The sequence below is a fragment of the Streptomyces saintjeani genome, assembly GCF_055409605.1.
In genome coordinates this window covers 7,066,787-7,080,894 of the sequence record NZ_CP189624.1, presented here as the reverse complement: position 1 = coordinate 7,080,894, position 14,108 = coordinate 7,066,787, and the positions used below count along the sequence as shown (strand labels likewise).

Annotated in this window: 9 protein-coding genes and 1 CRISPR repeat array; of the genes, 5 read left to right on the top strand and 4 right to left on the bottom strand. The window is 68.5% G+C overall.

What is annotated here, in order from left to right:
• Positions 1-234: 234 nt before the first annotated feature.
• The 3 genes from ACQCO7_RS32215 to ACQCO7_RS32205 form a co-directional block, all read right to left on the bottom strand.
• Entirely contained in the window at positions 235-1,488 is a 1,254-nt protein-coding gene (locus ACQCO7_RS32215; protein WP_464075092.1) for an AI-2E family transporter, read from the bottom strand.
• 60 nt (positions 1,489-1,548) lie between these two features.
• The gene (locus ACQCO7_RS32210) at positions 1,549-1,743 is read right to left on the bottom strand and encodes a DUF3046 domain-containing protein (protein WP_055725352.1); all 195 of its coding nucleotides are present in this window, start codon (positions 1,741-1,743) and stop codon (positions 1,549-1,551) included.
• A gap of 63 nt (positions 1,744-1,806) precedes the next feature.
• On the bottom strand, positions 1,807-3,060 hold the full coding sequence (locus tag ACQCO7_RS32205) for a tyrosine-type recombinase/integrase (RefSeq protein WP_464075091.1): 1,254 nt from the start codon (positions 3,058-3,060) through the stop codon (positions 1,807-1,809).
• A 271-nt stretch (positions 3,061-3,331) separates the two neighbouring features.
• Between ACQCO7_RS32205 and ACQCO7_RS32200 the strand changes: the two genes are divergently transcribed.
• The gene (locus tag ACQCO7_RS32200; RefSeq protein ID WP_464075090.1) at positions 3,332-3,616 is read left to right on the top strand and encodes a helix-turn-helix transcriptional regulator; all 285 of its coding nucleotides are present in this window, start codon (positions 3,332-3,334) and stop codon (positions 3,614-3,616) included.
• Between the two features lie 448 nt (positions 3,617-4,064).
• Here the strand turns inward: ACQCO7_RS32200 and ACQCO7_RS32195 are convergent, their stop codons facing one another.
• Entirely contained in the window at positions 4,065-4,598 is a 534-nt protein-coding gene (locus ACQCO7_RS32195) for a hypothetical protein (RefSeq protein ID WP_464075089.1), read from the bottom strand.
• Positions 4,599-5,365: 767 nt separating this feature from the next.
• A CRISPR array of direct repeats spans positions 5,366-7,225; the repeat unit is 29 nt; unit sequence GTGGTCCCCGCGCACGCGGGGGTGTTCCC.
• 332 nt (positions 7,226-7,557) lie between these two features.
• On the opposite strand from ACQCO7_RS32195, the gene ACQCO7_RS32190 reads away from it, so the two are divergent.
• From ACQCO7_RS32190 to ACQCO7_RS32175, 4 genes are read left to right on the top strand one after another with little or no spacing between them, the layout of a single operon-like run.
• Complete coding sequence (locus ACQCO7_RS32190) at positions 7,558-7,890, top strand: SseB family protein (protein ID WP_464075088.1); 333 nt, start codon at positions 7,558-7,560, stop codon at positions 7,888-7,890.
• Complete coding sequence (locus ACQCO7_RS32185) at positions 7,887-8,549, top strand: hypothetical protein (protein WP_464075087.1); 663 nt, start codon at positions 7,887-7,889, stop codon at positions 8,547-8,549. The genes ACQCO7_RS32190 and ACQCO7_RS32185 overlap by 4 nt, the downstream gene beginning before the upstream one ends.
• Before the next feature lie 2 nt (positions 8,550-8,551).
• Positions 8,552-13,312: a putative T7SS-secreted protein gene (locus ACQCO7_RS32180; protein ID WP_464075086.1), complete on the top strand. Its 4,761-nt coding sequence runs from the start codon at positions 8,552-8,554 to the stop codon at positions 13,310-13,312.
• 7 nt (positions 13,313-13,319) lie between these two features.
• Positions 13,320-14,078 (top strand): hypothetical protein, encoded by a 759-nt coding sequence (locus tag ACQCO7_RS32175; RefSeq protein WP_464075085.1) that lies wholly within the window; start codon positions 13,320-13,322, stop codon positions 14,076-14,078.
• Positions 14,079-14,108: the final 30 nt, after the last annotated feature.

Sequence of the window (14,108 nt, the reverse complement as noted above, 5' to 3'; positions counted from 1 at the left end):
GTGGATAACTAGGCCACTTCTCCACCCAGACTCGGGCAAAACAACCCCAGAAATCCCCAGCGAGGACTTCGCCGGAGCCTCCATCAGAATGGATGTTCGATTTTCGTGTCAAGCGCACCACACGGCCCCCCGAGCGTACGTCCCCCCAATCCCCACAAGCCGCCCCAACCCTCGCGTGTCCCCCACGACAACAGACGCACGAGGACGGACACCCCGGCGGGACGGCCGAAGCCTCTACCCCCGCCCACCCCGCGCCCGCGCACCGACCCGCCTCCACACGTCCCGCAGCCCCGCACCGCCCCCGCCTCGCGGCTCCTCCCGCCGAGGCCGCCCCTGCACCCGAGGGTCGTCGGTCACGTCGTACCGCTTCACGTACGCCCCGAGGAACGCCTGAAGCGTGGCGACAGCGGGGATGGAGATCAGCGCCCCCACAGCCCCCAGCAGCGCGGTCCCGGCGATGACGGACCCGAAGGCGACGGCGGGGTGGATGTCCACGGTCCGCGACGTCAGCTTCGGCTGGAGCATGTAGTTCTCGAACTGCTGGTACACGACGACGAACACCAGCACCCACAGCGCGTACCAGGGATCGACGGTGAACGCGATCAGCATGGGCAGCGCGCCCGCGAGGTACGTCCCGAGCGTGGGGATGAACTGCGAGACGACACCGACCCACAGCCCCAGCACGGGCGCGTAGGGGATCTCCAGGACCTGGAGCAGGATGTAGTGCGCGATCCCGGAGATCAGCGCCATCAGCCCGCGCGAGTAGAGGTACCCCCCGGTCTTGTCGACGGCGATCTCCCACGCGCGCAGGACCTCAGCCTGCTTGGCCGGCGGCAGCACGGAGCACAGCCCCCGCCGCAGCCGGGGCCCGTCGGCGGCGAAGTAGAACGAGAACAGGGCGATCGTCAGCAGCTGGAAGAGCCCGCCGAGCACCTGCGCGGAGACGTCGAGCACCCCGGCGGCACTGTTCTGGGCGTACTTCTTCAGCCACTCGGAGTGCAGCAGCCCCTCCTGGATGTCGACCCGTTTCAGCTCGGTGTGGAACGAGGTGTTGATCCAGTGGATGACGGAGTCGAGGTACTGCGGGAACCCGTCGACCATCTTGACGATCTGTCCGGCGAGCATCGACCCGAGGAGCGTGATGAACCCGGCGACGGCGATCAGCAGCCCGAGGAAGACCAGGAAGGTCGCGAGGCCCCGGCGCATCCCGTAGGACGCCATCCAGCTCACCGCGGGTTCGACGGCGAGCGCCAGGAAGAACGCGATGAGGATGTTGATCAGCAGCCCGAGGAGTTGGTGGAACGCCCACGTCCCGAGCTGGAACAGGCCGATGAGCGCCAGCGCGAGCACCATCGCGCGCGGCAGCCACCGCGGCATGCGCTCCCCGGCCGTCCCAGCGCTGTCGGCCGGCGGCGACGCGGGCGGCGCCGCCGCGCCGGACGATGGTGTCTGCGGGGCGAGCTGCCCGGTCTCCTCAGTCGGTGCCACGCCCCAAGTCTCGCCCACACCACCGGCATTCCGGCACTCCCCCGCGATCTTCGCCGAGGATCACCGCTTCTCGTGCGGAACGTTCATCACCGAGCACACCACCCGCCACACGTCCTTCGCCTCCCAGCCGTCGGTCAGCGCCTCGTGCACCGTCCGCCCGCCCAGCTCCGTCATCACGTGATCACGCGCGAAGGTCTCGGAGTACCCCGTACCGAAGTGCTCCGCCATCCGCTCCCAGAAGACCGTCAACCGCATGTGTTCCGCTCCATACCCGCCATGACCTGCATGTTTCCCGCCTCCCTCACCCCCTCATGACCGTCAGGGGGTTTCCAGGGAGTTCGCCTCCCCACTGAACCAAGCATCCATGGCGGCGCGGCCTCGCGCGCCTGCGTCGGGCATGAAGTGCGTGTATGTACGCAGAGTAAAGCCAGGATCGGCATGTCCGAGCCAGCGGGCGAGGGAGACGACCGACTCACCGGCTTCGAGCTGAACACTGGCGTAGGTGTGGCGCAGAGCATGGAAGCCGAGCTCGCGTGACGGCTCCCACTTGCTCCCGTCGGAATCGGGGTCCACTTTGCCGATGAGTCCCGCAGAGGCGAGCGCGGGCTTCCAGAGGCGCCTGTTCCATGTGTCACGGTTCCACGCACGCCGCTGCCGGGTCACCAAGAAAAGTGGGTAGGTGCGCGGAGCCCAGTCGGCGCGCTGCCGATCGTTCTGGGGGTCGTGGGGGCTCTCCCACGGGAGTTCCACCGCAACCGGCTGCCAGCGCTTCGCGTACTGCTTGACGGCGGCCAGGACACCTGGTGCCGCATCGACTTCCCGCGTCTTACCACCCTTGGGGAGCGCGAAGAAGAGATGGCCGTCGATCATGCAGACCTGTCGCCGGATGCGCACGACCCCGTTCTCCGCGTCGACGTCCTCCGGGGACAGTCCGAACACCTCACCCTGGCGCAGGCCGAGCCCCACCCCCAGGTCGACCGCGAGGCGGCATTGCTCCGGGAGACCAGCTCGTACTCGCGCAACCTGCTCGCGCGACCATGCCCGCGCCTTCTGCGCAGGCTTGGCCGGCGGACGGGCGGTGCGGCTCCCCTTCATCGGATGCTTCACCAGCCTGCCGTCCTCGACGGCGGCCTGGAGGATCGTGGAGAGATGCCCCCAGGTGGTGCGGATCGTCCCGGGCGACAGAGTCTCCTCCAATCTGGCAACCCATTCCCGGAGGGTTGGCGCAGTGATGGCGTTCAAGGGCAGCGGCCCGAGCGTCGGGAGAACGTGCCCCCAAATTCGTCGCCGCGCCGCATCCCGGGTGGTGGCGGCGTACCGCTGGTGCGGCCACCATCGGTCCTCCACGTACGAGCGCAGCAGAATCGTTCCTTCACGCGGATCGACGAACTCCTGCCGCGTCACGTCGGTTTGAGCATGAGCGAGCCACTGCTTGGCGTCGGTGAGTTTGGTGAAGCTGCGGGCACGGACGCCGGGGATGCCGGCGACCTTGTAGCGCTTGCCCTGGCCGTAGAGGTTGGTCTTCTTCTTGGTTCGTTTGCTGACCCAGCGGTCTTCTATATGTCCTGGCACGTACTTGGCACTTCCTAACAGGCAAGACCGACATTGTGTTCATGTGACTTCAACCACATCGACTACTGGCAAGTAGGGATGCAGCGGGGCGTATCTGGGATCGAGAAGGATGGAAAGCAAATACAGCCCTACCGTCCCGGGGATATCAGACTTCCTCGTCCGGAGATTGTGCCACGCACACACCGACACAACACACTATGTTGTTCCAGAAGGAAGTCACTCAACGATTTCCTTCAAAAGGATATGAAGAAACCCTCTGGAGGGTCTTGGAATGGGCGACTCGACGCTTACGACGGACCACACGCAAATATGGCAGTTGTTGGCACCTCCGCAGCTCGCCGAGCTGCTCGCAGTGTCAGACAAGACACTGCGCAACTGGCGAAACGACGGCAAGGGACCTGCATACATCAAGCTCGACGGCGGCGCCGTCCGCTATCCGATGCACGACGTGTACGCCTGGCTCGATGAGCAACGCAATGTCTCTGTCCGCTCGCATGAACGTCGCGCTCACGAAATGCGCCCGATGACACCAAGGAGGCTTCTTGGTTCCGCCTGATCCACCCCCTCTCCATTCATCTTACGGGGGGAGTGTGGTGAACTATACGGTCCCGCAACTACCACTTATTCCTGATTTCGCCTGCCAAGCCGCATCAAGAATCAGTGATTGGATTGGGTTATTGCCAACGGCCTCTCGATCGCCTACGCTAACGACCTTGCGACATCCCCGCACACCGTCAGGTGATTTCCGGTTGCCTCCGGAACGAATTCGATGCCAGTTCCAGAGCAGTCTCGCCGGTGAAGCCGCGCCGAGCTTGAACGTTCTCGGGCGATGAGACGTCATCGTTGAGACAGAGTGGGTTGCGTTGTCGGTTTCACGGCGGCGTGAAACCGGACGCCGACCGGATGAGGCATCCCTCCGACCTGTAGCTGCGCAGATCGCACATGGCGCTTACTCGGGGGCGACCTCACTCTGCTCTACCCGGGCCGGTCCGGGGCGCACTCCGTCAGATCCAGGTCCAATCTTCGTTCGTGAAGACCGGCCACAGCCGCCATCCCGCTGTTCCCTTTGCCAGCACTCGGCCCATGCCTCGGGCCCAGGTCGGGAGGTCGACCAGTTCGAGCGGCAGATGGTTGATCTCGGCGCCGTTCATCGAGACGCGGTGGCCGTTACCGCGGAACTCCAGCACCGGTTGCCCTGGCAACGTCGGTAACCACGGCACCGCGTTCTGCTCAACCATCCGCCGATACTTCGCCCACATGTCCCCCTGGATCCCGGTGAACAACCCGATCTGCCTCATGGCGAACGGCTCGAACATCTCCTCCGGCGACCGCAGATCAACAACGAACCCCTGCTCCCGCATCCGCCCCGGCGGCCACTGCTGCCCGAACCCGTTCACCAGGTCCATGAACCGCTCGGCAGTATCCGGACCGGTGAAGACCTCCGACTCCCTACGGCCGCTCCGAGCCCCTCGTGCGCGCCAGCGGACGGCATGGGAGACCTCTCCGTCGGGGAGCTGTCGAACCTCGATGTATGCCATGCGCGGGACGATAAGCAGGCGCCCGGGAAGAGATCACATGTGCTGGACACCCTCATCGCACTCTCGGAGCAGCGCAAAGGCTCTTCGTCCCCGATCAGAGCCCGTGTGCCCACATGAGACAGAAAAGACCCCTCCGTCCCACGTTTCCGCAGGTCAGAGAGGGTCTGAAACGTGGAGCCCAGAGAGTCTAACCCGATACCGGCAAGGCACCGACCTGCGACTTAGCCAACAAAGCACATCTCTCCGCATGTTCACATTCGCTAAGTACTCATCACGGGGGCCGCACGTCAGGCAACACTCAATCGCCTCAAACGTTAACCTGCCAGCAGAAATTGAGGGTCCCGCAAGCACCTTGCCGATGGATGTCACGGACACTGTGGGCGCTATGGACTTCGCCCGAGCAAACCGCCAGCCCTAACGCCAACGGGTGAGCAGGGATCCCGTCCGTGCAAGTTCGAGAGACAGTTCAGAGAGTCCCACCAGCAAGCCCCGGCGCCAGGCAGCAACCACACATCCCGCTGCGCGCGGGACAGCCCCTGGCAGTCAACGGCAATCGATACGATCGATAGCCTGACACCAGAAGCTCGATGCACCAATACGCCCTTGATCAAGAAGCGCACCGAAACGCTCTGTGCGATGCAGCGCAACTGACACGAGCACCCCTTGACCCCATTTTGACAGATTGCACAAAATTGGCCTTAATGCCCATTTCTTTGGAAGTAACGAAAAACAGCCCACCGGTCAGATAAAGCCGCAGCTCACGCACTGTGGTCCCCGCGCACGCGGGGGTGTTCCACCGGACGATTTTCAACGACCAGCCGATGGACTGGTGGTCCCCGCGCACGCGGGGGTGTTCCGACCACTTGATCGTGGCGGTGACGCGCGCGGTGGTGGTCCCCGCGCACGCGGGGGTGTTCCCCTCTACCGCAGCGCGGCGAACCAGCTCAAGTCGTGGTCCCCGCGCACGCGGGGGTGTTCCCCGAGCTGGAGGGGGCCGCCGTTGATGCGGTACGTGGTCCCCGCGCACGCGGGGGTGTTCCCGGTCTCCGGAACGCTTTCCGGAAACGTCGAAAGTGGTCCCCGCGCACGCGGGGGTGTTCCCGAGTACAAGTCCCTCTCCGACAAGGCGAAGGAGTGGTCCCCGCGCACGCGGGGGTGTTCCCCAGCCGAAGTTCTGGTAGGCGTAGACCACGGCGTGGTCCCCGCGCACGCGGGGGTGTTCCCGGCCGCGGGGACCAGATCGGATGGCCGCCCCTGTGGTCCCCGCGCACGCGGGGGTGTTCCCCAGTCGCAGGACGCCGACTCCCTCCAGAAGTAGTGGTCCCCGCGCACGCGGGGGTGTTCCCCGCTCGAACATCTGCTGCGGAGTCGGCACCTCGTGGTCCCCGCGCACGCGGGGGTGTTCCCATGGGTCTGCTGTTGCAGGCGCTGATGGGTACGTGGTCCCCGCGCACGCGGGGGTGTTCCCCAGCCATGCCGAAGCTCACCCCAAACCCCCACGTGGTCCCCGCGCACGCGGGGGTGTTCCCGACAAGTACGGCATCCCGCCCGGCGGCAATAAGTGGTCCCCGCGCACGCGGGGGTGTTCCCTGACGACCTCGCCCCCGATCCACGAGGCGTGCGTGGTCCCCGCGCACGCGGGGGTGTTCCCGGGCGGTGCGCCAGCACCTACGAGACACACTGGTGGTCCCCGCGCACGCGGGGGTGTTCCCCTCGTAGCCGATCTGCTGAATGCGTCCCGGGCGTGGTCCCCGCGCACGCGGGGGTGTTCCCGCGCCTGCTGGGAAGCGATCCGTGAGCAGCAGGTGGTCCCCGCGCACGCGGGGGTGTTCCCCAGCTACATGTCGATGACGCTGGTAGCGGAGAGTGGTCCCCGCGCACGCGGGGGTGTTCCCCGGCCGCTACGACCAGGACACCCTCGACCGAGGTGGTCCCCGCGCACGCGGGGGTGTTCCCAGCACCCCCCGGGTCCTGCGCGCCTGGGAGGAGTGGTCCCCGCGCACGCGGGGGTGTTCCCAGCACCCCCCGGGTCCTGCGCGCCTGGGAGGAGTGGTCCCCGCGCACGCGGGGGTGTTCCCGGCACGCCGGTCTGGCAGGCGAGGATGCCGTGGTGGTCCCCGCGCACGCGGGGGTGTTCCCGTCACCACGATGTTGGAGCACCTCGTAGAGGTGTGGTCCCCGCGCACGCGGGGGTGTTCCCGGAGCGCGGACTCCGCAGGAGCGGGAACGGCGGTGGTCCCCGCGCACGCGGGGGTGTTCCCGTCACCACGATGTTGGAGCACCTCGTAGAGGTGTGGTCCCCGCGCACGCGGGGGTGTTCCCGGAGCGCGGACTCCGCAGGAGCGGGAACGGCGGTGGTCCCCGCGCACGCGGGGGTGTTCCCCTGGACGACGCGTGCCACGACGTCGAAGCGAAGTGGTCCCCGCGCACGCGGGGGTGTTCCCTGGAGCGAGTGAGATGCCCTCACCCTCCTACGGTGGTCCCCGCGCACGCGGGGGTGTTCCCATTCACCTCGACGTCTTCCGTGCCGGGTGGGGGTGGTCCCCGCGCAGGCGGGGGTGTTCCCTGAGGGACACCGTGTGGGAGGGCATGGACACCGTGGTCCCCGCCCACGCGGGGATGTTCCCAGGCGCGGCCGTTGACGAACGCGAGGTGGGTAGGGTCCCCGCGCACAGGACCGTCGACAGCCGACGTACTCATCCACCCCTTTCTGGACACCCGGTCCGATGCGTCCCGCCCGCAAGGACCGGGGGTCAGCAGGCGGTTTCCGTGCCTTGAGGCTCGCCGGTCCCGAAAACCTTCACGAGAACCGCCCCTGTCGAGCCAAGCGTCCTGATCTACGGTGTCGTCAGTCGTCGCTGAGGGGGAAAGGGCCGTGGAGCAGGCAAGGTCAGCGCTCGCCGAGCGGATTGCCGAGCGGAGAAGGGGTGTCGGTGACCCTCGTGCCCTGGTCGGTGAGATGCGGCGCTCGGTTCTCCTGGTGCCGACGTCCGCCGGCGGCTTCTGGTCGGCGTGGTCGGGCGGTGTGCGGTGGATCTGCGGTTTCACGGACGAGCCCGCGCTGGCCCGCTTCGCCCTGCACCACGGCTCCGGCGATCAGCCCATGGAGTACGCGGCGTTGCTGGGCGCGCGCATCGTCGACGAGATCGTGCCGTCCCTGGACGAACCCGCCGGTCTGGCTGTGGACATCGCCACCGAGGACGGGTCGATGTTCTTCCCGCCGGTCGCCGGCATCGTCCCCGACGGCGTCGCCGTCGACGGCGGCGGGGCGCAGGAGGGGGCGCGGCCGTGAGTGGTGACGGGATGGACGTCCAGCTCGGCAGGGAAGCCGTCGCGAGGTTCACGCAGGGTGTGGGCGCGACGATCGACGCGCTCGGTGATCTGGGCGGCCCCACCGGTTCGGTGCTGGGCAAGGGCTTCTCGGAGCTGTCGATGACGGGGATGGAGGCCGGACACCACGGCCTCTCGGTGGACTTCGAGGACTTCTGCGAGCGCTGGGAGTGGGGTGTACGGGCCCTGGTGGGCGACGCCAGCGCGCTCGCGAACCGTCTGGGACTTGCGGCGGGTACCCAGTGGGAGAACGACCAGTACGTGGCGGGCTCGCTGAAGGTCGGCGCCAGCGCCCTGATGGGCGGTAATCCGCACGCCAGCGAGGAGGAGATCGCCCGGCAGAACTGGGGCGACGTGTTCACGCCGGACTACCTGAACCCGGACTGGAGCGCCGAGTCGTTCGACAAGGCCGGCCAGGAGATGGGGCAGACCTGGAAGGACACGGGCCGCACGCTGCTCACCGAGGGCCAGGGCGGCCAGCGGTCGGAGGTCCTCAAGGACGCGCTCGGTATTTCCGACGGCGAGTGGAACCAGGCTCTGGACGACACCTTCGGACCGTCCCCGCAGGAACGCGCCCAGCAGAAACAGCAGGCGCCACAGGGTGAGTCCGGGGGTAACTGAGCGTGGGTATCGGTGACTTCATCAGCGACCTCACGCCCGACTCGGTCGAGGACGCGGTCGAGGGCGGCGTCGAGTGGGTCGGCAACCGGGTCGAGGACGCGGGCAACTGGACCGCCGACCGGCTGGACGACGCCGGCTGGGAGTCGGGCGCGGACTGGGTGCGCGAGCAGTCCCGTTCGGTCGCCAACCGGATGGGCGCCGAGGTCGACGAGCTGGACCTCGGGCAGACCGAGGACAAGACCAGGCTGATCTACGGCAGCCCCGGCAAACTCGACGCCACCGCCGCGAAACTCCGGGCCTTCCAGACGGCCTTCGACACCACCGGCGACGGCCTGAAAGGCCTCGACTCCTCCCGCCTCAAGGGCGAGGCCGCCGACGCGCTGCGCACCGCGGTGAGCACCCAGCCGCCCAAGTGGTACACCGCCGCCGACGCCTGTGCGAAGGCCCTCGGCGCGCTGGACGCGTTCGCGGCCACCGTCACCTGGGCGCAGGGTCAGGCGCAGACGGCGATCGACAAGTGGAAGGAGGGCACGAAAGCCTCCGCCGACGCAGCCGACGGCCACCGCAGGAAGGTCGACGACTACAACCGTGCCGTCGACCGCTACAACGCCCAGCCCGCCGACAGACGCGACCCCGCCTCGCTCCCCGCCAAGCCGTCGGCGGCGTTCGACGACCCCGGCAAGAAGCTGATGCAGGACGCCCAGGACCTCCTCGCCGAGGCCCGCAGGCAGCGCAACGCGGCGGCGGAGACCACCCGCACGGCGATCCGCGCCGCCCGCGACACGGCCCCTCAGAAGCCGTCGTACGCGGAGCAGGTGACCGACGGTCTCGACGAGTGGCAGATCATGGGCGACCACGTGGCCGGCGGCCTGATCAAGGGCACGGCCGGCATCCTGAACTTCGCCCGCTCGGTCAACCCCATGGACCCGTACAACCTGACCCACCCGGCCGAGTACGCCACGTCCCTCAACAGCCTGGCCGCAGGGCTGCTGGTCGCCGCCAACGACCCCGTGGGCACGGGCAGGCAGATGATCGGCGACTTCATGAAGGACCCCACGGAGGGGTTCGGCCGCCTGCTGCCCGACGTCGCGCTGACGCTGGCCACCGGCGGAGGCGGCGCGGCGGTGAAGGGCGTACGCATCGCCGAGGAGGCGTCCGACCTCGCGAAGGCACGCCGGCTCCTCGACGACACCCCCGAGGGCACCCACACCCGGCCCGACGCCGAGCGCCACGCGGAGGGCACCGACCCGGTGGACCTGGCCACGGGCCGCATGTACCTGCCGCAGACCGACGTCGAACTCCCCGGCATCCTCCCGCTGGCCTTCACCCGCCGCACCGAGTCCGGCTGCACGGCCGGCCGCTTCCTCGGCCCCGCCTGGACCTCCACCGTCGACGAGCGCCTGGAGATCGACGCCGTCGGAGTCGTCCACATCACCGCCGACGGCCTCCTGATCGCCTACCCGCACCCGGCCCCCGGCGCCCCCACCACCCCGGACACGGGCAGGTCCCGCACCCTGCTGGCCCGCGACCCCGACGGGGACTACACGCTCACCGCCCCCGACAGCGGCCTGACCTTCCACTTCACCGCCCCACCCGGCAGCGAACCCGGAGGCGACGGCACCGCCTGGCTGTCCGCCGTCACCGAACGGGGCGGCCACACGATCACCGTCGAGCGCACCGAGAACGGCCTGCCCCTGGCCCTCGTCCACTCGGCGGGCCACCGGCTGAACCTGACCACCACCGACGGCCTGGTCACCGCCCTGTCCCTGGCCAGGGCAGGCGAGGACCTGCCCCTGATGAGCTACGGCTACCAGGACGGCAACCTCACCACCGTCACCAAACCCTCCGGCGCCACCACCGCCTTCCTCTACGACGACCGCCGCCGCGTCATCGCCTGGACCGACTCCAACGGAAGCCGCTACGACTACCTCTACGACGACCACGACCGCGTCGTCACCGAGGGCGGCGAGGCAGGTCACGTACAGATCACCCTGACGTACACCGACCCCCACCCCGAGACGGGCCACCGCACCACCACCCTCACCACCGCCGCAGGTCACACGACCCGCCACGTCTTCGGCCCCGGCTGCCGCCTCCTGTCCACCACCGACCCCCTCGGCCACACCACCCGCTTCACCCACGACCCGCGCGGCAACCTCCGCACCCGCACCGACCCTCTGGGCCACACCACCGCCTTCTCCTACGACGAGGACGGCAGGGCCGTCTCGGCCACCCGCCCCGACGGAAGCGAACTGCGCACCGTGCGCGGCCCGTTCGGCCTGCCGGTGGAGGTCATCGCCCCGGACGGCACCCGCGTCGTCCACGCCTACGACGAACACGGCAACCGCACAGCGGTCACCGACCAGGCCGGTTCCACCACCCACTACACCTACGACCACGCCGGCCGGCTCACCTCGCTCACCGACGCCCTCGGGGCCACCACCCACGTGGTGTGCGACGCGGCAGGACTCCCCGTGGAGGTGACCGGTCCCGGCGGCGCCGTCACCCGAACGGAACGCGACGCCCTCGGCCGACCGGTCCGCATCACCGACCCGACCGGCGGTGTCACCCGCTTCGAGTGGCACCCGGACGGCCACCTCGCCCGGCGCACCGGCCCCGACGGCGCCACCGAGTCATGGACCTACGACGGCGAGGGCAACTGCCTCACCCACACCGACCCGTCCGGCGGCGTCTCCCGCTTCGAGTACACCCACTTCGACCTGCCGTCCGCCCGTACCCGACCCGACGGCGCCCGCTACGAGTTCGAGCACGACGCCGAACTCCGCCTCACCCGCGTCACCGACCCCCAGGGACTGGCCTGGACCTACACGTACGACGCCGCCGGCAACGTCGTCTCCGAGACCGACTTCGACGGCCGCACCCTCACCTACCGCACGGACGCCGCAGGCCAGCTCACCGCCCGCACCGACGCGCTCGGCGGGACCGTCTCCTTCGAACGCGACGCACTCGGCCAGGTCGTCCGCAAGAACGCCGACGGCCGGACGACGGCCTACGTCCACGACAGAGCAGGACGCCTGCTGGAGGCCGCAGGACCGGACAGCGAACTCCGCTACCAGTACGACCGCCGAGGGAACGTCAAGACCGAACTGGTGGACGGCCGTCCCGTCTCCTACGCCTACGACGCCCTGGGCCGCCGAACCCGCCGCACCACCCCCACCGGCCACGTCACCTCCTACACCTACGGCACCGACGGACGCCCCCAGCGCCTCACCACCGGCAACCACCGGATCGACTTCACCCACGACACCGCCGGCCGCGAACTCACCCGCGTCTTCGACGACACGATCACCATGGCCTCCGCCCGGGACGAAGCCGGACGGCTCACCGGACACCACGTCACCGCCGGAGCCCGAACCGTCAACCACCGCGCCTACACCTACCGCGCCGACGGCCATCTGACCTCGATCACCGACCAGTTGTCGGGCACCCGCACCTTCGACCTCGATCCGGTGGGCCGCGTCACCGCCGTCCACGCCCGGAACTGGACGGAGCGGTACGCCTACGACGACGCCGGCAACCAGACCTCCGCCTCCTGGCCCCCGCACCACCCCGGCGGCGAAGCCACCGGCCCCCGCACCTACACCGGCACCACCCTCACCCGCGCCGGAGACGTCCGTCTCGAACACGACGCCCTCGGCCGGATCACCCTGCGCCAGAAGACCCGCCTCTCCCGCAAGCCCGACACCTGGCGCTACCAGTGGGACACGGAAAACCGCCTCACCTCCGTCACCACCCCCGACGGAACCCACTGGAGATACCACTACGACCCCCTCGGCCGCCGCACCGCGAAACAACGCCTGACGGCCGACGGCGAACACGTGGCGGAGGAGACCCGCTTCACCTGGGACGGCCTCACCCTCTGCGAACAGACCAGCCACCAGCCCGACACCCCGAACACGATCGCCCTCACCTGGGACCACCACGACGTCGTCCCCCTGGCCCAGACCGAACGCATCCTCACGGCCGACGACCGCCAGGACGAGATCGACCGCCGCTTCTTCGCCATCACCACCGACCTCATCGGCACCCCCACCGAACTCATCGACGAGACCGGCACCATCGCCTGGCACACCCGCACCACCCTCTGGGGCACCACAGCCTGGTCCCGCAACAGCAGCACCTACACCCCCCTCCGCTTCCCCGGCCAGTACTACGACCCCGAAACCGGCCTCCACTACAACCACTTCCGCCACTACGACCCCGAAACCGCCCGCTACACCTCCCCCGACCCCCTCGGCCTCGCCCCCGCCCCCAACCCCCTCTCCTACGTCGACAACCCACACAGCGCATGCGACCCACTCGGGCTCATGCCCAAGTACACGAAGGAGGAACGGGCTCAGAAGCGGATCAACAAGATCGTGGACGACGTCGTCGAAAAAGCGCAGGAGGGCGGGTTCAGGAAGCGCCATGACTACCACGGGGACACCCGGCACGCCTTCAGCGATGAACGGGTCGTCGAGATCCTCAAAAACCCTGACGCCGTGTACCGCTCGACAGGCACGTCCGGAACACTCACCTTCAGACAGGGTGACGACATCGTGGTGACCGAAGGTCCTGGCAACGTCCAAGGCCAGGCCATCACGGCGTACGGGCCGTCAGGAATCAAGGGTGAATCCGGAGTCGAAGCGCTCGGCGGGAACATCACGGACACCGGTGCACCGGTGACGCACGAGGACATCGTGAACGGCAGGGTTCCCGCCAAGAACGGCCGCTTCCAGCCTCCGGCGGTACAGATCAGATGAGGCAGTGATGACGACGAAACTGAAGTTCGACGGCGGCTGGTCCGCGACGGTGACGGGCGAACCACTCGACCTCGTTCCCCGTCTCCTCGGTACTTCCCTGATCGTCTCCCCCTATGGGGACCGGGTGGAACGGGAGAAGTTCCTCGCGGACACGTTCGGCAGCCAGGACCTGCTGTGGGACCTCCCCGACGTCTTCCGCTTCACCCCGAACGACCGACGGCTGGCCGGGATCGAACTCCGGATTCCGGAGGAGTCCGCCTCGGCGGAGGACTCGGCCCGCCTTCCCGTCACTCCCGAAGTACGCCCGGGCGGACTGCGCGCGGACGAGGTCAGAGACTTCCGGCATGAGATGTGCACGGTGCTGTGCCGCGCTCCTGGTGATGCTGTGCTGACCTGCCTGCGCGACCTGGACGTCCTCGACGAGCCGTTGGAGGCCCGTATCGGCATCGCCCCCGATGTAGCGCTCCTCGTCCAGCACGGCACCGCCGTCGGCTGGAGCCTCACCGACCCCGCGCGCTACCTGACCACCGGCTTCACCGACCCCGATCCCACCCCACCGTCCGACACCACGCGCCGGCTGCTCACCGAATGCCTCGACCTGATCGTCACGCCAGTGGTCGACGACCTGGTGGACGGCGAACCAGCCGCCCTGGCCCGCCTCCTGGCCGCCGACAAGACCCTACGCACCCAGCAAGAGGACCGGCACCGCGCCGACGCGCTTCTCTCACTGATCGCCACCTATGTCGAGGACTACGGAAAAGGGTGAAGCACGCCAGAGAAGCCGATAGTGCACTCG